This is a genomic window from Aequorivita sp. H23M31, assembly GCF_004022485.1.
Lineage (GTDB): Bacteria > Bacteroidota > Bacteroidia > Flavobacteriales > Flavobacteriaceae > Aequorivita > Aequorivita ciconiae.
This window is the reverse complement of the sequence record NZ_CP034951.1, coordinates 14,193-40,488: the sequence shown is the minus strand read 5'-3', so window position 1 is coordinate 40,488 and position 26,296 is coordinate 14,193. Positions and strand designations below refer to the sequence as shown.

Here is a 26,296-nt window from a genome sequence, read left to right as displayed (position 1 = left end):
GGCAGATTGGTACGCGAGGTAATTCTTAATGAAATTATTCCCGAAACGGACATCGATGTTTCAAGATTACAGAGCGTTACCTATGTGGTAATCATTAGTGGAGACGACGAAAATTTCATCAAACTGATAATAAAAGAGTAATTATTAAATTATAATTTAGAATGAAGACCCATTATCTTAAAAAATGGAAGGGTTTTTAATTTAAAAAATTTTTGAAAACAAAAATGGACGAACCGAGCTTCTATAATCTTGAAACCTCCTGTTTGGCAATTTCGAATTCTTCAACTATATCTTTTAATATTTGGGCAGCAGGTTTGATATCGTGGATAAGACCGGCTATTTGACCAATTTCCAACTCACCTTCTTCCAAATCTCCCTCAAACATTCCTTTTTTGGCGCGAGCGCGGCCTAAATGGTTTATCAAATCCTCTTTGGTAGGATTGGTAGTGTAAAGTTCTACGACACTATGAAAAAACTTATTTTTTAGCATTCGCACAGGAGCCAGTTCCTTTAACGTAAGATGGGTGTCCCCTTCCTTTGCCGCTACAACTTCCTCTTTAAAAGCCCGATGGGCTGAACTTTCATCCGACGCCACAAAACGACTTCCTACTTGCACGCCATCTGCTCCCAAAACCATTGCGGCTAACATTCCCCTTCCTGTAGCAATTCCACCAGCCGCAATTAAGGGAATTTCTAAATGTTCCTTTACCATAGGAATTAAAGTAAACGTAGTAGTTTCCTCGCGACCATTATGTCCGCCGGCCTCAAAGCCTTCTGCAACTACTGCATCCACACCGGCTTCTTGAGCTTTTAGGGCAAATTTCACGCTGCTCACCACATGAACCACAGTAATCCCATTTTCCTTTAATTTTGAAGTATAGGTTTTTGGATTTCCAGCAGATGTAAAAACTATTTTCACACCTTCTTCAATAATAATATCGATAATCTTATCAATATCTGGATAAAGCATGGGAACGTTTACTCCGAAGGGTTTGTCTGTTGCCTTTTGACATTTCAAAATATGTTCGCGTAGAACTTCCGGATACATGGAACCAGCTCCTAAGAGTCCCAAGCCGCCCTCGTTTGAAACAGCACTTGCCAGTCGCCAGCCGCTGTTCCATATCATACCAGCTTGAATGATAGGGTATTTTATTTTAAAGAGCTCTGTAATTCTATTTACCACTAATTCTTGATAATTTTAAAGCTTGTAGTTTTGTTGAAAGAGGTTATGGATGCAATATACATACCTGATGGGAGATCAGACACATCCAAGCGGTTTTTAATCGGAGTGATTTTAGTCTGAAGAATCATTTTCCTCAAAACATTATATAAAGTAAATACAGCCTCGTCTGCGCCTTTTGGAAAGGAGATATTTATTTCCGTACTAACAGGATTTGGGTAGAGCGCAAAAAGATTATCCTTCATCTGCTCCTCAACACTTAACTCCAACAGGGCATCCAAGGCAATTCCAAAATTCGGGATTCCATATCCCATTTTATCTGTTGGATTGTTATAAAGACTAGCTGATTCTCGAATTACCTGCATTACCACGTCATTTTTTAGGTTTGGAGCCGCTTGCCATAAGGAAGCGACAGCACCTGCGGTTATGGGTGAACTAAATGACGTACCGTTAGCATAGTCCACCGAACCGAATTGGCTTACAATTGCGGCATTATAACCCTGTGCCATTATATCCGGCTTTATTCGTCCATCTATCGTTGGTCCATAGGAGCTGAAATCTACATAATTACCCGAAGCATCGACCGCACCCACCGTAAGTGCGCCTGGTGCATCTGCAGGAGTTGATACATAGCCAAAATCCCAGAAGCGACCTTGGTTTCCGGCAGAAACAACATTTATCATTCCTTTGTCAAAGCCGTGATTGGCTCCCCTAGCTCCTATAGTAGTTTGACCGTCCAAATCAGCATAGGTATGGTCATAATTTGTGTTATCAAAAGTCTGATAACCCAAGGAGGTGTTTGTAACATAAACACCCAAACTATCTGCACGCTCCAATGCCTCGACCCAATAGGCCTCTTCAGCTGGACTTTCACTACGGCCATCTTCCGTTACAAAGAGATAATAGGAGGCTTTTGGAGCCGTACCCACGAAAGCTTGATTTGGATTGGAACTTTCCAATATTGCCGCCGCATCACTAAAGGTATGAGCTCCATGGTTACCCGTTCCATTTGGATTTTCAATTCTGTCAACAAAATCATAATATCCCAGTAATCTGCCTTCATCCCTAACGTGGGCAAAAGCTGCATTTGTCAGAACATTTGGGTATCCATTATCTAGAAACGCTACGGTAATTCCCGTACCATTATAATCATTTTCATGCAGTTGATCCACCCCGATCATTTCCACCTGGTTCCTTGAGGCTCCATAATTATAAACTATTCTTTCTGGATTTTCTATTTGAAATTTATCCCGAGTGGGAGTCTGGAAAGGACGGTTAAGAGCCGGATCCATATATTCTATTTCCGTAACAAAGGGAAGATTTAATAAATTATTGATGTTAGTTGCGGAACCCCTTACGTAAACCGCATTCATCCATTTCGATTTAGCCAAAACAGTAATCCCAGCAACATTGTTTACAGTCGCTTTATAGGTTTCATTTAATGGCACGTCACGTTCATCGATAACAATTCCTTGAGCCATTTTTCTATTTATGGCAGCTTGCGTCATAATCGTGATCGGATTCGCCAAAGATGCATCTACATTTTGCTTGTCAGCAAAAAATACCATAGCATCCTGCTGAGAAAAGATGAAGAAAGACTTTAAAATAAAGGAAAACAATAATAATTTTTTCATACACGTGTTTTAGGAGATTACGCCACTTCCAATTAATTCATCATCGAGATACCAAGCGGCAAATTGACCCTCTGTAATTGCGGACTGTGGATTGTCAAATATAATATAAAGCCCAGAAAATGTACGATATAAAGTTGCATTTTCAAGAGGTTGCCTATAGCGAATTCTTGCAGTTACATCCATCTTTTCATTATCTTTCAAGGCAAGATCCTCCCGTACCCAATGTATTTCCTCTTCTTTAATAAAAAGTCCGCGTCTATATAAGCCAGGATGACTTTTGCCCTGCCCGGTATAAATAATATTTTCCTCAACATCGGTATCAATAACGAACAGTGGTTCTTTTGTGCCTCCTACTGCTAGACCCTTCCGTTGCCCTTTCGTAAAGTAATGTGCACCGTGATGGATGCCGACCTCTTTTCCATCCATTTTGGAATAATTATGTTTGGAAGAAAGAAATTCCAATCTTTCAGCTTCTGAATCAAAATCTGGAACTTTCTGTCTGTAATCTTTAAAATTAGCAGGGATTTCTACGATTGCGCCGTCTTTTGGAGCTAACTTCTGCTGAAGAAATTCGGGTAATCTCACTTTCCCTATAAAACACAAACCTTGGGAGTCGCGTTTCTCAGCGGTAATCAAACCTTGCTCTTGTGCTATTTTTCTTACTTCAGGTTTCAATAATTCACCTATGGGAAACAAAGTTTTGGAAAGTTGTTCCTGGGAAAGCTGACATAGAAAATACGATTGATCCTTCTTGGGATCTTTGCCAGCCAATAAATGATATATTTTATGGGATACGCCGTTCTCATCCGAAATTGAATTTGAAATTCCTTTCCTACAATAATGACCGGTTGCAACAAAATCCGCCCCCAAAGACAGGGCTATCTTCATAAAAACATCAAACTTGATCTCTCTATTGCAGAGCACATCTGGATTCGGCGTCCTTCCCATCTGATATTCACGAAACATATAATCGACAATACGTTCCTTATATTCTTCGCTTAAATCAATAGTTTGAAAAGGAATACCCAGTTTTTCCGCAACCAACATTGCATCATTACTATCTTCTAACCAGGGACATTCATTGGATATTGTAACCGTATCATCATGCCAATTCTTCATGAAAAGTCCAATGACTTCATACCCCTGTTCTTTCAAAAGGTAGGCCGCCACACTGGAATCCACACCTCCACTAAGTCCTACAACAACTCGCTTTTTCATTATAATTTTTGAGAAATCGCCTTCCTATAATTGGTAAGGTCTTTAAAATGCAAAGATACAAGTTGCTAAGCCAAATCGCAATGAACCTCAAGGAATTGAAGATCGTACTTCTATTAAAGTTTTTGACGTAGAAAATGAAAATAGTTAGGGCTATTCCTGCTTTTCCTTCGGGAAAGATTCTTCCAGAACCACTTTTCCATCTTTGTAGTATTTCCAAAGTCCGTGCTTATTATTCTGCTCGTAACTCCCTTCGATAATCAGATTTCCGTGCTCATCATAATAATTAACAGGTCCCTGAAGTAGACCATTTTGGTACTCCAATCTTTTGATGACATTGCCGTTTGGTGAGTAGAATATATTTTCTCCCGTTATTACCCCATCGACGAAATTAGAATCCTCGGTAATCTTTCCATTGGGATAATAAACCGTTCTTTTGCCCTTGAGTTTCCCGTCTAGGAAGGTTTCCCTGATCATAGGAACCGTGGAATTTTCATGATAGGTTATCCATTCTCCTACTCTATCTCTATCTTTCATTTCTCCCTTACTGATGATGCTGCCATTTCTGGAAAGAAATGTTACTTCGGCAAGTTCAGTTTTAGGGTCGTAAATTTTTATCACCGCAGGTTTATCCCGACAATCTTCACAATAAAATTTAAATTCGCCTACTTCTTTGCCGTGCTCAAATTTACCCTCATACCGCAATTGTTGGGTTCCCTCATAGTGTTTTTTCCAAATACCGTGCGGCCTCCCATCTTCATCCACCTGATTGATTTCCTTTTGTGAAAAAGCAGTAATAGGAAAACAGATTATTCCCGAAATTAGAATAGAAACAATTAATCTCATTTTTTGATATTCCAACGTTCAGCTTTATTAACGAAGAAATTCGAAATCTATTTTTTGATTTAGCGTAAGACCAAAACTAATCGCAGAATTAAAAATTACCTTTTGGATGCTCTTTTTTGCTCTTCTGCTTGTTCCATCATCTCAGCCATCTTTCTTTGAAACTTATTTTGCTTTTTAGGCTGGGCTTTTTTCACTTGAATTTTAGCGTGTATTTTCTCCTCATCGATGATAAAATTCTTGATCACGAGCATAATTCCAATGGTAATTAAATTGGAAATAAAATAATACAACGAAAGTCCACTGGCATAGTTGTTAAAGAATACCAACATAAATAGTGGCGATAAATACATCAGGAATTTCATGTTAGGCATTCCTGGCTGTTGTTGTTGCTGCATAGACTGGCCCGTAGTCATCATCATATAAATAAAGATGGCGATTGAGGCAAGAATTGGGAACAAACTAACGTGATCACCGTAAAACGGAATGTGAAAGGGCAGTTCAGCAATAGTATCATAACTGGAAAGGTCATCTGCCCAAAGAAATCTTTTCTGCCGTAAATCGAAAGCGGACGGGAAAAATGTAAAGAGCGCATAGAAAACAGGAATTTGGAGAAGTGCGGGGAGGCAGCCCTTTAGTGGACTGGCGCCTGCAGAATTCTGCAATTTCATTGTCTCTTGCTGTATCTTTAACTTATTATCCTTGTACTTCTCCTTAATTGCGTCCATTTCAGGTTTTAGCACCTTCATTTTTGCCTGAGCCAAATACTGTTTGTATTGAACTGGAGATAATAGAAGTTTGATCAGAATAGTCAAAACGATAATCGCAATTCCCGCAGGTAAGAAATCCGTCAGAAATGCAAATAGTGGGATGATCACATATTTATTAATCACTCCAAAAATACCCCAACCAAGCGGCATGGCTTCATCTAGGTTGCGGCCATATTTCTTAAAAATCTGATAATCCGATGGTCCATAATACATATTCATATTGTAGGATAGGCCACCGTTTTTGGGTTCTAGGAGCATTCTAGCATCATACTGTTTGGTAAAAACAGTATCTATTTCCTCGTCGTGGACTAGATTTTCAGATTTAAGAGCAACTTCCTTAAAAGGAGTATCGGTAAGCAGCATCGAACTGAAGAAATGCTGACGGAAGTTCATCCATGTAACATCTTTTTCTACTTCTTTATCATCTCCTGAAGGGGATAATTTGGAATGTTTTCCATTTTCGTACTCATAGGTCAGTCGGGTATATCGGTTTTCGTATGAAATACTTTTTGCGTGACGATAGCCTTTTAAACTCCAATCGAGATACATCGGTTGGGATGTACTCAAAACACCATCCAGACCTTGGCTATTAATTGCAAAATCCATCATATATTCCCCCGGATGCAGAGTGTACCTATACTCGATAAAGCCATTTGCTGAGGTTTTAAGCTTCATTGAAAGCACATTGTCCTCTCCACTTTTGCTAAGGGTAGGCTCAAAATATAGCTCTTCGGTATTCAGCGTTCGGTTCTCGGCCGAAAACTGAAGATTGAGAGATGCATTGCCATTCTTAATAAGATAAATAGGAACGGAATCGTATTTAGTGAAATTCTTTAAAAGAGCTTCGGTAATATATCCTCCTTTATTGCTCACTTTCAGATAAAGAACATCATTCTCAAAAACCGTAATATTATCTGTGGCAGAAGGAAGAGTTCCTGAATAGGCAAATGAACCCAACTTATTCTTTAGCTCGTCAAGTGCAAGAGAATCTCCGTCCTTTACGGCAGAAGCAGAGTCTGCAATGGCGTTTGACAAAGTAATATCCTCCTTTGTTTTTTCGTTTTCAGCCTTTTCCTTTGCCGCAGCCTCAGTTCGTGCTTTCTCCTGAAGTTCTTCCTCCGTGGGTTGATTAATGTATAACATCCAAATTAGGATACCCCCTATTAAGATAAAACCTAGAAGTGAGTTAAAGTCGAATTTTTTCTGTTCCATATTCAGTCGCCGATTGTAGATGCGATTGTTTTAAATGTTTCCGAAATTGTTTCGGAAGGTTCGGGTTATTATATTTTTTTGGTTTCTACTAGCTTTATTTAAAACTTATAGATGGGTCGGTCGTAATTGCAAGAATCCCGCCCCTTTTTCAATACGCCAAATTGTCTTATTTATTTTTTAAGGCGTGTTCATGTACGGCTTCCACGAAACCTACAAAAAGCGGGTGTGGATTGGCAACTGTACTTTTATATTCTGGGTGGAACTGTACGCCAATAAACCATGGATGGGAAGGTATTTCAATAATCTCCACCAATCCCGTATCTGGGTTAATCCCTGTGGCAATAAGTCCTGCTTCTTCTAATTGGTCCCGATATTCATTATTAAACTCATATCTGTGGCGATGACGTTCTTCAATAACATCTGCCCTATAAATCTTATGGGCCAGACTTCCTTTTTTCAATTCACACTTCCAGGATCCCAATCGCATGGTGCCCCCCATATCGGTAATATTTTTTTGATCTTCCATAATACTGATAACAGGATTCTTGGTTTGTGAATCCATTTCAGTACTATTGGCGTCTTTCAATTTTAAAACGTTGCGCGCGAATTCTATAACAGCCATTTGCATACCCAAACAAATCCCCAAAAATGGCAAGTTGTTTATACGCGCATATTTTACAGCGGCTACCTTTCCTTCAATCCCGCGTTCACCGAAACCCGGAGCTACAAGTATTCCATCGAGTTTGGCCAGCTTTTTACCTATGGATTTTGCATTAATATGTTCGGAATGAATAAATTCCAATTTAACTTTCACCTCATTTGCCGCACCCGCGTGAATAAAGGATTCGAGTATAGACTTATAACTATCCTGCAATTCCACATATTTGCCGATCAATCCAATTCTAACTTCTCCTTTTGGATTTTTGTGACGCTCCAAAAACTTATTCCATTGTTTTAAATTGGGTTCTTTATAGTCTGTAAGATTTAACTTTTGAAGAGTCACGGTATCCAACCCTTCCTGCAACATCATATTCGGAACATCGTAAATCGTGGAAGCGTCAATAGATTGGATAACAGCTTCTTCTCTAACATTACAGAAAAGGGCAAGTTTTCGTCGTAGATCCTTTGATAGTTCATGTTCTGTCCGACAAACCAAAATGTCTGCACGAATCCCACTTTCCATCAGGGTTTTTACGGAATGTTGTGTTGGCTTGGTCTTTAATTCACCAGCAGCCGCAAGAAAGGGAACCAAAGTAAGGTGAATAACCAAGGCATTGTCATCGCCCATTTCCCACTTCATTTGACGTACGGCTTCAATATATGGCAAGGACTCTATATCCCCTACGGTTCCTCCTATTTCGGTAATAATGATATCATATTCGCCCGATTTCCCAAGCAATTGGACCCGTTCTTTAATTTCATTGGTAATGTGGGGAATAACTTGAACGGTTTTGCCCAAAAATTCACCACGGCGTTCTTTCTCAATAACACTTTGATAGATCCTTCCGGTAGTAACATTATTGGCCTGCGAGGTATTTACGTTCAGAAAACGCTCGTAATGTCCCAGATCCAGATCAGTTTCAGCTCCGTCTTCAGTTACATAACATTCGCCATGTTCGTATGGATTTAATGTTCCCGGATCGACGTTAATATAGGGGTCCAATTTCTGGATGGTAACCCGGTATCCTCTGGCTTGGAGCAGCTTGGCAAGAGATGCGGCAATAATCCCCTTACCTAATGAGGAAGAAACTCCGCCCGTAACGAAGATGTATTTTATACTGTTCATGGAAACCTTTTCTGAAGTGATTATACGGGATGCAAAGATACATTTTTATTGCGGAAGGAAATCAAGGAAATCTAAAAATACAATAGTGACGAAAAAATCTATCTAATTGGAAATATCTATTCGATTTATTCCTTTCAAAAACCAATTTCAATTATAAGAATATGGATGAAAATATAAATACTGATATTTAAATCTTTACCCATAAAGTCTTAAGTCCTTATCTAAAGACACTGATTTTAGTACACATCTACTATAAATTCCTAAAACTGAAAATACGAAGAAGTAAGGAAATCTAAATTTACCAGCTTCCCCCGCCGCCGCCGCCAAATCCACCGCCCGAAGAACCTCCACCCCCTGAAGAGCTACTTGATGGCGAACTGACCATAGTTGACTGGGCTGTTGTCATGGCGCTCGAAAATGAATTCGTGAAATTCCCCATGGTGAATGCGCCCGTGGAAGAGGTGTACCAGCTCGGCGGTTGTACATTCAGCGATTCAAATTTCCTGGCCCATTGGTCGAACAATCCAAAAGCAACAGCATAGGCCATAGTTGTTTCAAAATAATTGGGACTGTCCTGCAAAAGCATTTTCAATTTATTTTCTTCGGCAACCTTAATAAATTGTTTAAAGCCTTTCAAATCCGAAAGAACACGGTTTCCTTGCGAATTCTTTTTCACCAGGTAACTAGACATGATCATTAAGAAAATGGTAACAGGAATCAATGCCAAAGCCGCCCAGAGTCCCCAAGAAAAAAGAAATATAACGAACAGTAAAGCATTTCCTAACAGAAAACCTACAATAGTGCGGGTTTGTACTTTTCGCGCCTGGGGATCGTAATAAATTTGAGCCTTGCTTTTCAATTTTTGCTTGGCACTTGCCATTGTAGTGTAGAATGAATCTTTTAAACTACTTATTAGAATTTCGCTACCAGGAATATCGTCGCTTCCAAAAAGACCCGTAAAAATTTCTTCTTCATATACGGGGGAATCGGCCGGTAGCGTTTTAAGCATTGTAAGTTTGGTATCCTCTTTTCCGAATAACCCTTTTTTGGGAATCTGTTCCATTTTTATAATTCCGCGCGAACCCCAGCAAGGGATAAGCGAAATTAAATCGGGAGTGTCTGCCCTATCATCGATCAAAAAACCGGCCATTGCAGGATCTATACCACTTGGTGGAAAGTAACTAGTAGTTGCCACAACTTTTTCATCCTTGCCGTATTTTTCCCATATCCGATAAAAAACGAATAGTAGAATTGCCAGAATCAGCGTCCAGCCGTAATCTGTCCAAAACGGCCAGAATGGCTTAAGTTCGTTTATGGATCCTGAGGGAAGATTTAATAAAACAGTTACACTGTAACCCGGATACGAAATAAAATTATCCATACTTCGAGCTGTAAAGACCCCATCCGTATAATCGACTTTAAACTGATTGCTTTGCTTTGTCTCACCTAGAGGGCCGGAATACACAAAAAAATCATTCTTGCTTAAATTAACATCTTTGGGAGGATGAACAGTAAACACCAATTGATTAAATTTCGCAAGCCATCCCGCTGGCTTTACATTCCAATAAAATCGGATATTGTTTTTCTCGAACAAAAAAGCATTATAAACCCGGTATTTTATTTCATAATGCTGTGGGCCGATAAGCGTGACGTTTTTATCGCCAATTTTAATCTGGAGATTGTCATTGAGCTTTTGGACGAAATCAAAATCAGACTCGAACTTATGCCCGGGAACTTCAATTTTTCGAATTTTTATTCTGCGCTTTTCTCGTTTTCCTTCTTCAGTAAGCAGATCGTAATTAGTCTGTATATCTCTATAAATACCGTGTTTGTGCTCGGTGAAGGTGAGATCATAATTCTCAATTACATCAAAATACCCATCCTCACTAATATAGATATCGACCTTCGCCCTATTAACTTCAAATCCTTGAGAAAATCCATTTAGAATTCCCAAGAATAATAATAGCAGAGAGCATAATGGTTTCATTTCGATAATTGATTTCGATGTCCCTAATTAAAGTCAACTTTTACATTTTCACGACTGGCAGCGTCAGTTTCGAAAAAGTCAAAATGTTGATAATTAAACATACTAGCAAACATTACCCCAGGGAAACTTTCGCCATAGGTATTGTTTTCACGAACTGTTCCATTATAATAACGGCGACTGCGCTCGAGGTTAATTTCTATTTCATTAAGCTTCTGCTGGAGATCCAAAAAACTGGCATTCGCTTTTAAATCGGGATAAGCTTCCCCTAACGCAAAAATGCTTCGTAGGGTTTGTTGCAATTGGTTTTCAGCTTTAATCTGCGCATTGATGTCGTCACTGGGCACTGCCATAGCCGCATTTCTTGCTTGGATAACATTTTCCAAAGTAGTTTTCTCGTGGGCGGCATACCCTTTAACCGTTTCTACCAGGTTCGGGATCAAATCATAACGCCGCTTAAGCGCAACATCAATGTTGCTCCAAGCATCCTTGACCACATTTCGGTTTTTTGCAAACCGGTTGAAAACCTGGACCAAGAAAAAACCCAGCACCAAAATGATGATGATAATAATTAATACAGTCATAATTTCACAATTAGTTAGTTAAGAAAATTTCCTGCGGAAGTATGAATTTTCCAAACAGACCAACTAAGGTACCGATTTTTACTATTTCTTAACTCATTTTAAAACAGATTTTTAAGCTACTGGAAAAATGAAAAATTAAATTCTACCGATATAATCGTAATAGTCAAACTTCACATGAAATAGAATTTGATATTTTGGGTTTTGGGGATTGAAAGGAAAAGAAAAAACGCAAGACGTTCAAGAGGATTGTCTCGCGTTTTAATGCATTATTGAAATTTGAAACCTATATCTTGTTGCGCTTACGATCGGTTTCTTTCAACAATATTTTTCGAAGTCTGATATGTTTAGGGGTTACCTCCACATATTCATCTTTTTGGATGTATTCCAATGCTTCTTCCAAAGAAAATTTGATAGCTGGAATAATTCGAGCCTTATCGTCTGCTCCCGAAGAACGAACGTTCGACATCTTTTTGGTTTTGGTAATATTCACTACCATATCATCCTGACGACTATTTTCGCCAATAACCTGTCCTTCATAAATATCCTCTCCCGGATCAACGAAAAAGCGTCCGCGATCCTGTAATTTATCGATAGAATAAGGAATGGCGTTACCGGTTTCCATAGATACCAAACTTCCATTCTGTCTTTCCGGAATTCCACCTTTCATCGGTTGGTATTCCAAGAAGCGGTGTGTCATAATTGCTTCCCCAGCAGTGGCAGTAAGGATTTGGTTACGTAAACCAATTATCCCGCGCGAAGGAATAATAAATTTACAAACCATGCGATCTCCCTTTCCTTCCATACTCACCATTTCACCTTTACGGATAGTAATCATATTTATGGCAGTTCCACTTACGGTTTCAGGGAGGTCAATAGTCATCTCCTCGAAAGGCTCACATTTAACCCCATCAATTTCTTTGATGATTACTTGTGGCTGCCCGATTTGAAGTTCGTAACCTTCACGCCGCATTGTTTCGATTAAAACCGACAAGTGCAATACTCCACGTCCGAAAACCATAAATTTATCCGCACTGTTTGTAGGTTCCATTCTTAGTGCTAGGTTTTTCTCCAATTCCTTTTCAAGACGCTCCTTAATGTGTCGGGAAGTCACGAATTTTCCGTCCTTGCCAAAGAAGGGGGAATCATTTATTGTGAAAAGCATGCTCATTGTAGGCTCATCGATATCAATCGTTTGGAGAGCTTCGGGATTATTGACATCTGCAACGGTATCGCCAATATCAAAGCCTTCCAAACCAACAAGAGCGCAAATATCTCCTGCCTCGACTTCTGTTACTTTTCTACGGCCTCCACCTTCAAAAATATGGAGTTCCTTTATTTTTGATTTTGTAATTGTGCCATCACGCTTCACAAGAGCGATCTGCATACCTTCTTTTAAAACCCCTCTTTGTAAGCGCCCAATAGCAATTCTACCAGTAAAAGAAGAGAAATCCAGAGAGGTAATAAGCATTTGTACTGAGCCTTCTTCAATTTTAGGAGAAGGAATGTGCTCCAAAACCATATCAAGCAAAGGTTCCAGGGAATCGGTAGGCTTTTTCCAATCGGTGCTCATCCAATTTTGCTTAGCAGAACCGTAAACAACTGGAAAATCGAGCTGCCATTCTTCTGCACCCAGTTCGAACATCAAATCGAAAACCGACTCATATACTTCTTCAGGAGTACAATTTTCTTTATCTACTTTATTGACCACAACGCAGGGTTTTAAACCAAGCGAAAGAGCCTTTTGCAAAACAAAACGCGTTTGGGGCATAGGTCCCTCAAAAGCATCTACCAAAAGGAGAACTCCATCGGCCATATTTAGTACCCGCTCTACTTCACCACCAAAATCCGCGTGACCAGGAGTATCAATTATATTTATTTTAGTGCCTTTATAAACTACCGAAACGTTTTTAGAGGTAATGGTAATTCCACGTTCACGCTCTAAGTCGTTATTATCCAAAATCAGGTCGCCGGTATGGTCATGTTCCCTGAAAATTGTACAATAATGCATAATCTTATCTACCAAGGTAGTTTTCCCGTGGTCAACGTGGGCTATAATTGCAATGTTCTTGATTTCCATAAAGTCTCTCCAATTTTTTTTTGGAGGGTGCAAAAGTAGTGATTTTAAGTGGATTGTTATTAAAAAAATACGATTTTATTTTTGGATAATCCAAAAGTTTACTTATCCCTTTCGCTATTTTAATTTTGGAGGCTTTTGGGGCTGAATTTCAATTAGGCGAGCCTTTCAAATCTTCCTTTTTTGTTTAGTTTTATCCGAGGTAAAATTCGTTCGATATTTGCGGTACCAATAAGTTTCAAAATATCATAATAAACCCAAGTTTTAAAGAAGCCAGAAAGTATGAATGAAAAAATACATTTTAAGCAACAACGGGAATTAGGCAGTATTTTGACGGATGTTTTTAAATTTATTCGTCTTAACTGGAAGCCGCTTTTTAATTTAATTTTTAAAATTGCTGGACCTGCATTGGTGGTTCTCATCGCTGCATATATCTATTACATGCAAGATGTTTTTGGAAATTTAGGGATGCTGCAGAGTTTGGAATCCTTTGAAAACTTTGGCACCACCAGCTTTTTGGGAGTCCTTATCCTCTTTATTGCCATCCTAGTATATTATTCCTTACTGAATGGAGTGGTATTGCATTGTATAAAATCTTATATAAATAATAGAGGGATTATCGATAAGGAAGCAGTAACAGTAGGTGTAAAGGAAGATTTTTGGAGATTGATAGGCACAAGTTTTCTCGTGGGTATTTTAACGGTTTTTGGAATGATGTTCTGTGTTATCCCTGGAATTTATCTCGGAGTCGTTTTTTCAATAGCTTTTGCAATTGTGGTTTTTGAGAAAAAGGAGGTTACACAGACCATAAGTTATTGTTTTACACTTATAAAAGGAGAATGGTGGATTACCTTTGCGAACTTATTGGTCATATTTTTATTGTATTATTTTATCAACTTTATCTTTCAGGTGCCTCAGTATATCTACTTTTTTATAAAAGGCGTAACTATGGCTCAAGAGATTTCGGCAAATCCTGCCATGATGTTTGATTGGGTTTATATCTTAATCACCTCCATATCGTTGGTTTTTCAATATTTATTATACATTATAATCGTGCTATGTACGGCCTTCATTTATTTTAATTTGAATGAAAAGAAGAATTTCACCGGAACCATAGAAACAATTGAATCCCTCGGTGAAAGAGAGGATCGATTAAATTCCGAATGGTAATATTGAGATTAAGGATGTAATTGAGCCCGATTAAAACTGAAATCTGTACAAAAGACCGGTATAAAATCTTATGCGGAATTACCTTGTTTTACTTCTTTTCATATTGGCACTGCACTTGCCCCATGTTGGTGCAGCCTCCATACAGGATAGTGTATCAGAAACACGGAAAGAGATAAAATACGACCAAACCCAAGATTTAAGGACACCTATATTTAACGAAAAAACCATTCAAAATTTTAAAGAAGATAGTGCCTTTGATTATACCGGAAAACAACAGGAGAAGAATTGGTGGCAGCGCTTTAAAAGTTGGCTATGGAAGCTTTGGTTAAATTTTTGGAATTGGTTGGTCGGCGATTACCAAGCGGAGGGGATTGTGGCTTTTCTAGTGCGAACCTTGCCCTATCTCATTATCATAGGCATTGTTATTTTTGTAGGTTGGTTGTTTTATAAATTGGATCCGGGAGCTTCGTTATTTAGATCTAGCAGAAAGCCTGAACTCCTTTTTTCCGAAGAGGAAGAAATAATTAAAAATAAGGATATTTCAGAATTGATTGAAAAAGCACTCGTCGATGGAAATTACAGGCTAGCCATCCGATATTATTATTTGCTCGTTTTACAGAAGTTAACCGAAGCCGAAATTATCAATTATGAATCTGATAAAACCAATAGCGAATATATTTCTGAAATAACTTCGGAAGAACTCAAAGCAGGGTTCCGTAAGGCGACCAACCTTTATGATTATGTATGGTACGGAAATTTTGCTGTCACCGAAACAGACTTTTCCAAAGCCCAACCAGTATTCTCCTCCTTAAAAAAACTAATTTCAAAAAACATTGCTTAAATCCCAAAAAATAATACTCTTTGTTTTTCTGGCATTGCTTGCGGCCCTGGTGTATCTGGAAGCAACTCGGCCTCAACCAGTGAACTGGTTTCCAAGTTACGACAGGAGGGATAAAATTCCTTTGGGCACGTTTGTACTGCACAAGTTAGTAGAGGATTCTTTTAAAAATGATTTTGAAGAAACCGATCTTCCTCCTTTTGAATTTTTACAGCAAGAAAACCTTCACGGAAACTACCTTTTTATAAATGACGATCTCGACTTCGGAAAAACAGAATTAGACTCTTTATTTAACTGGGCCTCCAAAGGGAACAATGTTTTTATCTCTGCGAATTATTTGAATAAAAAGTTGCTGGATACTTTTAAGCTCAAAATGAGAACGCAGGTTAGCCTTTCCAGCATAATTACGGAACCGCTTGTAACATTGACTAACAAGCACTTGTCCTCGGGAAAAACATTTCATATTGAAAGAAATCTGCCCGTGCGATATTTCTCCCAAATAGATACGATATCCCAAATTGTTTTGGGCGTTTCGGGAATCTATGAAAACTCCGCAACAATAAGGGAACCAGAGATTAACTTTATTCAAATTCCTTGGGAAAAAGGTAATTTTTTCCTCCATACCCAACCCGAAGTATTTTCAAATTTCTTTCTTCTTAAAGGCGAAAACTTCACTTATACGGCAAACCTCCTTTCTTATTTAAATAATGGAAAAACTATTTACTGGGATAATTACTACAAATCTGGAAAGCATATTGATATCTCTCCTCTTAGGGTGTTATTGAACAATAAATTTTTTAAATGGGCATATTATTTCATTCTTATAGGAATGTTACTTTTTATAATTTTTGAAGGAAAACGAAAACAGAGAAGCATTCCCATTGTTCACCCGCTGGTCAACAAAAGTTATGAATATACCCGCACCATCGCCGGAATGTATTTGGATAAAAACGAATATCACGCCATAGCTCAAAAGCAAATTGTGCTTTTTCTTGAATATATTCGAACGCATCTGAGATTGCCTACGGAAAACATCAACGAGCGCTTTTTCAGATCGGTTGCAGAACGTAGCGGAAACACTTTGCCAGATACTATCGACTTGTTTAGCCTGATCAAAAAGATAAATTCCCAAAACAATACGGGGAAAGATGAATTAATGAGCTTGTACAAGAAGATAAGTTCATTTAAAGACGCGGGCAAAGGAGAGTAGAAAATAGAGAATAGAGAACAGGAAATTGTACGTCCCTGATATAGGTTGACCACTTAAAGAGTGGAAAACTATGAAAGCAAATGTACGAAGTATTCGCAAGCAGCGTAAATACTCAATTGAATTTAAGAAAAGGATTGTTGCAGATTTTGAGAGTGGTAAGTTTAGCGTACCCCAATTAGAGAAGCTCCATGGGGTTGCAAACCCTACGATCTATGGTTGGATCTACAAATTCTCTACCTTTAACGAACAAGGATTTAGAATTATAGAGATGAAAGACAGCAGCAACCAAAAAATGAAGGAGCTCGAGGCCCGTGTAAAGGAGCTTGAGCGCACTGTGGGCAGAAAGCAGATAATGATCGATTATCTTGAGAAGATGATGGAGATCGCCAAGGATGAACTTGACATCGACATTAAAAAAAACTTCGGCACCCCACAATCAACTGGTTCCGGGAAAACAAACAAAAAATGAGTTTTTCCCTGAACAGTCTTTATAAAGAAGCTGGTCTGAGCAAGCAGGCCGTTGCCCAGTATGACACCAGGCAAAAGATCTTTGATAACAAAACAGCACAGCTGGTTCTTGAAGCAGACGAACTGCGGGAGGACCATCCAGGTTGTGGGGTGGAGAAAATGTACTATACACTTAAGCCCGACTTTATGGGAAGGGATCGGTTTATAGAACTTATGATGGAACTGGGATATCGATTGAAGCGTAAAAAGAACTATAGAAGGACAACCATCGCTTCAAAGATCTATTATCCCAATCTTATAAAAGGAATGGAAATTGACCATCCGTCAATGGTATGGCAATCCGATATTACCTATATACCCATTGGCCATAGGCATTATTACGCTGTATTTATAATAGATGTCTATACCAAGAAGATTGTAGGCTATAAGGTGTCTGACAACATGAGAGCCCAGGCAAATATGGATGCTTTAAATATGGCATTGAGTGAAAACGAAGCTCCATTGATACACCATAGTGACAGAGGGAGTCAATATACTTACAAAGAGTATATAGACCTTCTAGAGAACAATGGAAGTAAAATAAGTATGGCACTCTCCGCACAGGACAATGCCTTTGCCGAGCGTATCAACAGAACCATAAAAGAGGAATATCTGGATCATTGGAAACCTAAAGACTTCGGTCAATTAAAAAGAATGATGGCAAAAGCCGTAAGGAATTATAACAATAAAAGATTACATAACAATAACGACAGAATGAGCCCTGAAAAGTTCATAAATCAATTTTCTTTGTTGAGGCCTCAACAAAGAAAATTGATGACTATTTTTAACAATGAAAATTAACTAAAAACGGTCAACACTAATTAGGGATGTTCAAATTTGACGATTGACCATTAATGATCGATGATTGATGATCGACAAGAATGATAATCTAGATTAAATAACAATCTTATTTTTTTTTTTAAAAACCAGCTAAAAATAAAAAAATGGAAAACCCAGAAGATTACAATAACGATTTGCACTTTAACACCCGGATTCCTTTGGAAGAATTAAAAATGGCGGTAGAGGGTATAAAGGGACAACTTTCCAAAATAATCATTGGACAAGAAGATTTTATAGAATTGCTCATTGTGGGACTTTTAGCCAACGGCCATGTATTAATCGAGGGCGTTCCTGGAATAGCCAAAACTATTACGGCAAAACTTTTTGCCAAAACTTTGAAAACCGATTTCAGTAGGATTCAATTCACGCCAGATTTAATGCCAAGCGATGTTTTGGGAACTTCGATATTAAATATGAAAACTTCAGAATTCGAATTTAAAAAAGGCCCGATTTTCTCCAATGTAATTCTGATCGATGAAATAAACCGAGCTCCGGCAAAGACACAAGCTGCCCTTTTTGAGGTAATGGAAGAAAGACAAATAACTATGGATGGAATCTGTCATAAAATGGACTATCCTTTTTTTGTTTTGGCAACCCAAAATCCCGTTGAGCAAGAAGGAACTTATGAGCTGCCCGAAGCACAATTGGACCGTTTTCTCTTTAAAATTAAAGTTGGATATCCCAAATTGGAGGAAGAAATACTGATTTTAAAAACACATCATCTCAGAAAACAGGTAATTCCAGAAAATATAATTGAACCCGTAATAGGTCCGGAAGAACTCAAAACTTTTCGTGCGCAGGTGCAGGATATAATGATTGAGGATAAAATTCTAGAATATATCGCTCAAATGGTAAACAAAACTAGAAACCATCCCCATTTATTTTTGGGTGGATCACCGCGTGCGTCCCTGGCAATTATGAATGCCAGCAAAGCTTTTGCGGCAATAAATGGAAGAGATTTTGTGACTCCCGAAGACGTCAAAAAAACTTTAGTGCCTGTTCTGGGCCATCGACTCATACTTTCTCCCGAACGTGAAATGGAGGGAATGACTCCGGAAACATTTATTGATATAATATCCCAAACTATTGAGATACCGAGGTAAATGAATAATGTAGAATAATTAAGGTATACTCGATAATGAACAATAAACAATAAGTCTTAAATAGAGTAAAGCTCAAAAATTTGCAATTCTGTAATATGTTTTTAAAGTCCTTTTATTTAACACCACGCTTCTTTTACGCAATGGCAGTGCTATCGGTGCTGTTTTTATTTTCGTATTGGTGGCAGTGGTTGTATGGTATTATTTGGATTTTGGTTCTGGTTTTGGGAGTTTTTGTTTTTTTTGAGTTCAGTATGCTTTATCGTAAAAAGGCAATGGAGGGAGAGAGAATTCTTCCAGAAAAATTCTCGAATAGTGATTTCAATTCCGTTTCGATTTTGCTGCAGAACAAATATTCCTTTAGAATCAACATATCCATAATTGACGAATTGCCTGTACAATTTCAAAAGCGGGATTTTCTAAAAAATATTTCCATTGCTGGAAAGAGTAAAAGTACATTTACCTATGAAGTACGACCAGTGTCTCGCGGCGAATACTTTTTTGGGAATCTAAACTGTTATGTCTCTTCAGATATTGGCTTGATTCGGAGACGATTCACCTTTAATAAGGAACAAATGGTGAAGGTTTACCCATCCTTCGTACAAATGAAGAAATATGATTTCCTATCAATAGACAATCGTCTATCGCATCATGGCTTTCGTAAAATCCGTAGAATTGGCCATACTATGGAATTTGAGCAAATAAAAGAATACGTTATAGGCGACGATGTACGGACTGTAAATTGGAAAGCTACGGGAAAGAATGCCCGTTTGATGGTCAATCAATTTCAGGATGAAAAGATGCAACCCGTGTATTCTATCATCGATACTAGCCGTGTCATGAAAATGCCGTTTAACGGGTTGAGTTTGTTGGACTACGCCATCAACAGTTCCCTAGCTTTTTCGAATATCGCTTTAAAAAAGAATGACAAGGTGGGATTGCTGGACTTTTCGAACAAATCAGGTAAGTTTCTTAAAACTGAGGCAAAGAAATCATATCTAAATGTCATCCTTGAAACTCTTTATAATATAGATACCAAGTTCTTAGATGCGGACTACGGAGTTCTTCAATCCCTTGTAAAACGACGGATTCCACAGCGCAGTTTACTTATGCTTTATACCAATTTTGAGCATATATCATCCTTACACCGACAACTCCCCTATCTTCAGGCCATTGCAAAAAAACATATGTTGGTGGTTATCTTTTTTGAAAATACTGAACTAAAATCTCTAATTGATTCTGAAGCAAAGACCGTATCCGAAATCGTAGATCAAACAATAGCACAAGAATTTGCATTGGATAAAAAACTAATGGTTCGCGAACTTCAGCAACGTGGAATCCAAACAGTATTGACATCACCGGAAGATCTTACCGTAAGTACCATCAACAAGTATCTTGAAATAAAAGCCCGTGGATTACTATAACAGCTTGTTAATCCAATAAGTCTTTAGAGTTATGCTAATGTTTAAGTATAGATAATAACGATACAAACCTTATATTTGTATAAATTATACTTACTATGACAATTACCCAACTAAGATACGTTTTGGCAGTAGCTGAACATCAGAATTTCACGAAGGCTGCTGAAAAAACATTTGTCACTCAGCCAACGCTAAGTATGCAAATTCAAAAACTGGAACAGGAACTCGATATCCTTATTTTTGACAGAGGAAAGAAACCCATTGAACTCACTCCGGTAGGGGAAAAAATTGTTGAGCAGGCGCGCAGTATCGTAAATGAGTCTGAACGGATGCAGGATGTTGTGGATCAAGAGAAAGGTTTTATTGGTGGATTGTACAAATTGGGCATCATTCCTACGGTAATGCCTACCCTGCTCCCGATGTTTCTCAAAACGTTTTCAAATAGGTATCCTAAAGTACATTTGAAAATTGAAGAATTAAATACTGATGAAATAATTACCCAAATAAATGAAGGATATCTAGACGCTGCTATTGCCGCTACGCCGTTGGAGCAAGCAAAAATAAAAGAGCGACCCTTATTTTATGAGCCATTTGTGGGATATATACCAGAGAACCATCGATTGTATGCTAAAAAGGATTTAGAGAAGGAGGATTTGGATATCCAGGATATTCTGTTGTTAGAAGATGGCCACTGTTTTAGGGATGGAATAATTAATTTATGTAAAGCTTCCAAAAACCAGACCCATGAGAAATTCCAATTGGAAAGTGGAAGTTTTGAAACTTTGGTCAAATTATCCGACGAGGGATTGGGAATGACGCTCCTTCCCTATTTAAATACCTTAGATATTCCTACTAACAAAACAAAGAACTTGAAATATTTCAAAAACCCATCCCCCGCAAGAGAAATCAGCCTCATATATAGCACGAATGAATTAAAAATGCAGATTACCAACGCACTTTACGATATAATTTCGGGTGTTATTCGAGGTGCAATTGCTTTTCAGGATGTAAAGATTATCAGTCCGAAGAAGAAATAGGAATTATCAGGTTTCAGGTTCCAGGTTTCACCCATCTCTAAAATTAATAAAGCCTCCTGAAAAATTCAGAAGGCTTTATCGATTTTTTGTCTAAAATTTATTTCGAGATCAAATTCCAATTAGAAAAGAAATACTTCCTAATGAATACTGACCACAGAACACTTATTTATGCTTCTCCAGTAGGACCAAAATTAAGTGGTATTGGTGGTTGCTCATAATCCTTTATCTCACCGTGAGCATTTTCAAAACGCTTGACATTGTCATTCAAAGCCTTTAAAAATCTTTTAGCGTGCTGCGGGGTCAAAATGATTCTTGACTTAACCTTGCTCTTTGGAATTCCAGGCATAATGGTAACAAAATCCACTACGAATTCCGATACGGAATGGTTTATAATTGCCAAGTTGCTATATATACCTTGAGCTACGGTCTCATCCAGTTCGATATTTATCTGTCCCTGATTGGGCTGTTTTTTTTGATCTGCCATAATTTGATATCGGATTTATGATAGACGATGTACGATTTAATAATTTCAAATCGTACATCGCTATTCTAAATTATTTAATTATAATTTACTTCTTGCTTCATACGGTTCATTTCCTCCAACTCCTGTTTGGAGCCAACAATTATTGAGTCATAAGCACGCATACCTGTTCCGGCTGGTATTTTATGTCCTACAATAACGTTTTCCTTCAAACCTTCCAAGGTATCAACTTTACCGGCAACGGCCGCTTCGTTCAATACTTTAGTGGTTTCCTGGAACGATGCCGCAGAGATAAATGATTTGGTCTGAAGCGAAGCTCTTGTAATACCTTGTAGTACGGGAGTTGCGGTTGCTGGAACAGCTTCACGCGCTTCGGCCAATTGTTTATCGTTTCTTCTTAAGAGTGAGTTTTCATCTCTTAAGGCACGAGCGGTAAGAATCTGTCCTTCGGTGAGGTTTTGAGAATCTCCAGCGTCGGTAACTACTTTCATTCCGAAGATCTTATCATTTTCTTCGATAAAATCATCCTTATGAACCAATTGGTCCTCAAGGAAAGTAGTGTCACCAGAATCCTCTATTTTCACCTTGCGCATCATCTGTCTTACAACTACTTCAAAGTGCTTATCGTTAATCTTAACACCCTGAAGACGGTATACTTCCTGAACTTCATTCACAAGATATTGTTGTACCTCAGAAGGTCCTTTAATTCTTAGGATATCTTCTGGAGTTATCGAACCATCAGAAAGTGGCATTCCTGCGCGTACATAGTCATTCTCCTGAACCAAGATTTGGTTCGAAAGTTTAACCAAGTACTTTTTAACATCTCCTAGTCTGGATTCGATTATAATTTCACGGTTTCCTCGTTTAATCTTTCCAAAAGAAACAACCCCGTCAATCTCACTAACCACAGCTGGGTTTGAAGGGTTACGAGCTTCGAAAAGCTCCGTAACTCTTGGAAGACCTCCAGTTATATCTCCCGCCTTGGCAGATTTTCTTGGAATTTTCACAAGTACCTTACCAATCTTAATCTTCTCATTGTCATCCACCATAATGTGGGCACCAACTGGCAAGTTATAAGAACGGATTACCTCATCTTTTTTACCAAGAATCTGTAATGTCGGGATTCGTTTTTTATCTCTTGACTCTGAAATTACTTTTTCTTGGAAACCAGTTTGCTCATCAATTTCCACTTGATAGGTAACCCCTTGAACAATGTTTTCATATTTAATCTTTCCAGCAAATTCTGAAATGATCACACCGTTATATGGATCCCAAGAACAAACTACATCTCCAGCTTGAAGGGTATCTCCATTTTTCACATAAAGGGTAGAACCATAAGGAATGTTATTTGTACTTAAAGTAATTTTAGTCTTCTTATCCACAAGTTTAAGCTCTGCAGTACGTGAAATAACAATATCCACAGCTTTCCCTTGACTGTCTTCTCCTTTAACGGTTTTCAAATCGTCGATGTCGGCGATTCCGTTAAATTTAACAGTAAGTTTATTCTGTTCAGAAATGTTTCCTGCAATACCTCCAACGTGGAACGTACGTAGTGTAAGCTGTGTACCTGGCTCTCCAATGGATTGCGCTGCAACAACACCAACCGCTTCTCCTCGCTGTACCATTTTATTGGTAGCTAGGTTTCGACCGTAACATTGAGAACAGATACCTTGTTTAGCTTCGCAAGTAAGCGCAGAACGAACTTCTACACTATCCAACGGAGAAGCTTCAATTGCTTCAGCTATTTCTTCGGTAATATGATCACCCGAAGCTACCAACAATTCCTTGGTCAACGGATTGATAACATCATTAAGGGCTATACGTCCAACGATTCTGGCACCTAAAGTTTCTACAACTTCCTCGTTCTTCTTCAACGATTGAACTTCAATTCCTCTTAGCGTTCCACAATCCTCAACGTTTATAATAACATCTTGTGAAACGTCCACCAAACGACGTGTCAAGTAACCCGCATCCGCCGTTTTAAGAGCCGTATCGGCTAAACCTTTACGAGCACCGTGAGTGGAAATAAAATATTCCAGAATTGAAAGACCTTCCTTAAAGTTAGAAAGAATAGGGTTTTCAATAATTTCCCCACCCCCTGCACTGGATTTTTTAGGCTTGGCCATCAATCCACGCATACCTGTAAGCTGTCGAATTTGTTCCTTAGAACCCCTCGCTCCAGAGTCAAGCATCATATATACCGAGTTAAAGCCCTGTTTATCCTCACGAATTCTCTTCATAGAATATTCGGTAAGCTCAGCGTTGGTTGCAGTCCAAATATCAATTACCTGGTTATAACGTTCGTTATTGGTAATAAGACCCATGTTATAGCTATTGATAATGCTATCTACTTGTGAATTGGCATCATCAATAAGTGTTTTCTTCTCTTCTGGTATAATAATATCACCTAGACTAAAAGATAATCCACCTTCAAATGCAAACTTATATCCAAGAGTTTTTATCTCATCAAGGAAAGCAGAAGTTGTAGGTACGTTGGTAACTTTCAGAATTTGTCCAATAATATCCCTAAGCGATTTCTTGGTTAAAACCTCATTTACGAAACCGGCTTCTACAGGTACTTTCTCATTGAAAAGCACTCTCCCTAAGGTTGTAGTAATAATTCGTTTTACCAACTCCCTGTTTTCATTAAAATCATCTGTGCGGATTTTAATCTCTGCGTTCAGATCCACTCTTCCTTCGTTGTAAGCTATAATTGCTTCCTCAGCAGAGTAGAAAGTAAGACCTTCACCTTTAACTTTATGCTCAGGTGTTGACTTTCTTAGCTTAGTCATATAATAAAGACCCAAAACCATATCCTGTGAAGGAACCGCAACTGGTGAACCATTTGCAGGGTTCAAAATGTTGTGGGATGCAAGCATCAGCAATTGAGCTTCGAGGATAGCTTCTGGCCCAAGTGGAAGATGGACAGCCATTTGGTCACCATCGAAATCCGCGTTAAATGCGGTACACACCAATGGGTGCAACTGGATAGCTTTTCCTTCGATCAATTTAGGCTGAAACGCTTGGATCCCCAAACGGTGAAGGGTTGGAGCACGGTTTAGTAGCACTGGGTGTCCTTTCAAAACATTTTCAAGGATATCCCAAACTACAGGCTCTTTTTTATCAATAATTTTCTTTGCAGATTTTACTGTTTTTACAATTCCTCTTTCAATCAATTTACGGATGACAAAAGGTTTGTAAAGTTCGGCAGCCATGTCTTTTGGAAGACCACATTCGAACAATTTCAATTCAGGTCCAACGACAATTACCGAACGAGCAGAATAATCCACACGTTTACCAAGCAAGTTTTGACGGAAACGACCTTGTTTTCCTTTTAAGGAATCTGAAAGAGATTTCAGGGGTCGGTTACTGTCAGTTTTTACTGCTGAAGATTTACGGGTGTTGTCAAACAAGGAGTCTACCGATTCCTGAAGCATTCTCTTTTCGTTACGAAGAATAACCTCTGGTGCTTTAATCTCCATCAATCTTTTTAAACGATTGTTTCGGATAATTACACGACGGTACAAATCATTCAAATCGGAAGTTGCGAAACGTCCTCCATCAAGTGGCACCAATGGACGTAACTCTGGTGGAATTACAGGGATTACTTTCATAATCATCCATTCTGCTTTATTCTCTCGGGTTTGGTTTGCATCACGAAGAGCCTCTACAACCTGAAGTCTTTTTAAAGCTTCAGTTTTACGTTGTTTTGAAGTTTCATTGTTTGCTTTATGGCGCAGGTTGTAAGACAGCGTATTCAAATCGATTCGTTGTAAAAGATCGATCAAGCACTCTGCTCCCATTTTGGCGATAAATCTATTCGGATCTGTTTCCTCAAGATATTGGTTATCCTGCGGAAGGGTATCTAGAATCGCTAGGTATTCTTCTTCTGTAAGGAAATCCAATTTCTTTACTGCCTCTCCTCCTTCATATTTTGCGATACCTGGCTGGATAACCACGTATCGTTCGTAATAAATGATCATATCCAATTTCTTGGACGGCAATCCTAAAAGATAACCGATCTTATTTGGCAAACTTCTGAAATACCAAATATGTGCAACAGGCACCACCAAATTGATATGCCCTACTCTATCGCGACGTACTTTCTTTTCCGTTACCTCAACTCCACAACGGTCGCAAACAATTCCTTTATAACGGATTCTTTTGTATTTACCACAAGCACATTCGTAGTCCTTTACAGGCCCAAAAATACGCTCACAGAAAAGTCCATCACGCTCTGGCTTGTGCGTACGGTAATTGATTGTTTCAGGTTTAAGTACCTCACCTCTGGACTCTGCCAAAATAGACTCAGGCGAAGCCAAGCCAATAGAAATCTGGTTAAATCTCGGTACTGTATTTTCTTTATTTCTATTCATCATAGTGAAAAATGATTATTTGTGTTAGAGACAT

At 38.5% G+C, this 26,296-nt stretch carries 20 protein-coding genes; 9 read left to right on the top strand and 11 right to left on the bottom strand.

Translation table 11 applies throughout. The features are described from left to right. Nucleotides 1-6 precede the first annotated feature (6 nt). Complete coding sequence (locus EI546_RS16555) at nt 7-141, top strand: hypothetical protein (RefSeq protein ID WP_262707632.1); 135 nt, start codon at nt 7-9, stop codon at nt 139-141. Nucleotides 142-241: 100 nt separating this feature from the next. Here EI546_RS16555 and EI546_RS00180 read toward each other — a convergent pair whose 3' ends face one another. The 9 genes from EI546_RS00180 to typA form a co-directional block, all read right to left on the bottom strand. Next, nucleotides 242-1,183 (bottom strand): NAD(P)H-dependent flavin oxidoreductase, encoded by a 942-nt coding sequence (locus EI546_RS00180; RefSeq protein ID WP_128248644.1) that lies wholly within the window; start codon nt 1,181-1,183, stop codon nt 242-244. Next, nucleotides 1,183-2,814, bottom strand: a complete 1,632-nt coding sequence (locus EI546_RS00175) for a S8 family peptidase (protein WP_128248643.1) — start codon at nt 2,812-2,814, stop codon at nt 1,183-1,185. Before EI546_RS00175 ends, EI546_RS00180 begins: the two co-directional genes overlap by 1 nt. A gap of 9 nt (nt 2,815-2,823) precedes the next feature. Then, a complete protein-coding gene (gene mnmA, locus EI546_RS00170; RefSeq protein ID WP_128248642.1) occupies nt 2,824-4,032 on the bottom strand; it encodes a tRNA 2-thiouridine(34) synthase MnmA in 1,209 nt (402 codons plus the stop codon). A 150-nt stretch (nt 4,033-4,182) separates the two neighbouring features. Continuing rightward, nucleotides 4,183-4,875 (bottom strand): toxin-antitoxin system YwqK family antitoxin, encoded by a 693-nt coding sequence (locus EI546_RS00165; protein WP_128248641.1) that lies wholly within the window; start codon nt 4,873-4,875, stop codon nt 4,183-4,185. 95 nt (nt 4,876-4,970) lie between these two features. Further along, entirely contained in the window at nt 4,971-6,854 is a 1,884-nt protein-coding gene (gene yidC / locus EI546_RS00160) for a membrane protein insertase YidC (RefSeq protein ID WP_128248640.1), read from the bottom strand. Nucleotides 6,855-7,020: 166 nt separating this feature from the next. After that, on the bottom strand, nt 7,021-8,640 hold the full coding sequence (locus tag EI546_RS00155; protein WP_128248639.1) for a CTP synthase: 1,620 nt from the start codon (nt 8,638-8,640) through the stop codon (nt 7,021-7,023). Nucleotides 8,641-8,938: 298 nt separating this feature from the next. Then, entirely contained in the window at nt 8,939-10,627 is a 1,689-nt protein-coding gene (locus EI546_RS00150; RefSeq protein WP_128248638.1) for a DUF2207 domain-containing protein, read from the bottom strand. Between the two features lie 23 nt (nt 10,628-10,650). Next, a complete protein-coding gene (locus tag EI546_RS00145; RefSeq protein WP_128248637.1) occupies nt 10,651-11,208 on the bottom strand; it encodes a LemA family protein in 558 nt (185 codons plus the stop codon). Between the two features lie 283 nt (nt 11,209-11,491). Continuing rightward, the gene (gene typA, locus EI546_RS00140) at nt 11,492-13,285 is read right to left on the bottom strand and encodes a translational GTPase TypA (RefSeq protein ID WP_128248636.1); all 1,794 of its coding nucleotides are present in this window, start codon (nt 13,283-13,285) and stop codon (nt 11,492-11,494) included. A 279-nt stretch (nt 13,286-13,564) separates the two neighbouring features. Between typA and EI546_RS00135 the strand changes: the two genes are divergently transcribed. From EI546_RS00135 to EI546_RS00100, 8 genes are all read left to right on the top strand, one after another. Then, the gene (locus EI546_RS00135; protein ID WP_128248635.1) at nt 13,565-14,452 is read left to right on the top strand and encodes a hypothetical protein; all 888 of its coding nucleotides are present in this window, start codon (nt 13,565-13,567) and stop codon (nt 14,450-14,452) included. 70 nt (nt 14,453-14,522) lie between these two features. Further along, nucleotides 14,523-15,293 (top strand): DUF4129 domain-containing protein, encoded by a 771-nt coding sequence (locus tag EI546_RS00130; RefSeq protein ID WP_128248634.1) that lies wholly within the window; start codon nt 14,523-14,525, stop codon nt 15,291-15,293. After that, entirely contained in the window at nt 15,286-16,500 is a 1,215-nt protein-coding gene (locus tag EI546_RS00125) for a DUF4350 domain-containing protein (protein ID WP_128248633.1), read from the top strand. The genes EI546_RS00130 and EI546_RS00125 overlap by 8 nt, the downstream gene beginning before the upstream one ends. 70 nt (nt 16,501-16,570) lie before the next feature. Beyond that, on the top strand, nt 16,571-16,969 hold the full coding sequence (locus EI546_RS00120) for a transposase (RefSeq protein WP_128248632.1): 399 nt from the start codon (nt 16,571-16,573) through the stop codon (nt 16,967-16,969). After that, on the top strand, nt 16,966-17,808 hold the full coding sequence (locus EI546_RS00115) for an IS3 family transposase (RefSeq protein ID WP_128248631.1): 843 nt from the start codon (nt 16,966-16,968) through the stop codon (nt 17,806-17,808). The genes EI546_RS00120 and EI546_RS00115 overlap by 4 nt, the downstream gene beginning before the upstream one ends. 143 nt (nt 17,809-17,951) lie before the next feature. Further along, complete coding sequence (locus tag EI546_RS00110) at nt 17,952-18,950, top strand: AAA family ATPase (RefSeq protein WP_128248630.1); 999 nt, start codon at nt 17,952-17,954, stop codon at nt 18,948-18,950. Nucleotides 18,951-19,045: 95 nt separating this feature from the next. Continuing rightward, nucleotides 19,046-20,371: a DUF58 domain-containing protein gene (locus EI546_RS00105; RefSeq protein WP_128251493.1), complete on the top strand. Its 1,326-nt coding sequence runs from the start codon at nt 19,046-19,048 to the stop codon at nt 20,369-20,371. Nucleotides 20,372-20,466: 95 nt separating this feature from the next. After that, nucleotides 20,467-21,405 carry a hydrogen peroxide-inducible genes activator gene (locus EI546_RS00100; RefSeq protein ID WP_128248629.1) on the top strand — a complete coding sequence of 313 codons (939 nt, stop codon included), beginning with the start codon at nt 20,467-20,469 and terminating at the stop codon, nt 21,403-21,405. Between the two features lie 166 nt (nt 21,406-21,571). On the opposite strand, the gene EI546_RS00095 is transcribed toward EI546_RS00100, so the two are convergent. Next, the gene (locus EI546_RS00095) at nt 21,572-21,889 is read right to left on the bottom strand and encodes a DUF3467 domain-containing protein (protein ID WP_128248628.1); all 318 of its coding nucleotides are present in this window, start codon (nt 21,887-21,889) and stop codon (nt 21,572-21,574) included. 74 nt (nt 21,890-21,963) lie between these two features. Beyond that, a complete protein-coding gene (gene rpoC, locus EI546_RS00090; RefSeq protein WP_205649767.1) occupies nt 21,964-26,262 on the bottom strand; it encodes a DNA-directed RNA polymerase subunit beta' in 4,299 nt (1,432 codons plus the stop codon). Between the last annotated feature and the right edge of the window lie 34 nt (nt 26,263-26,296).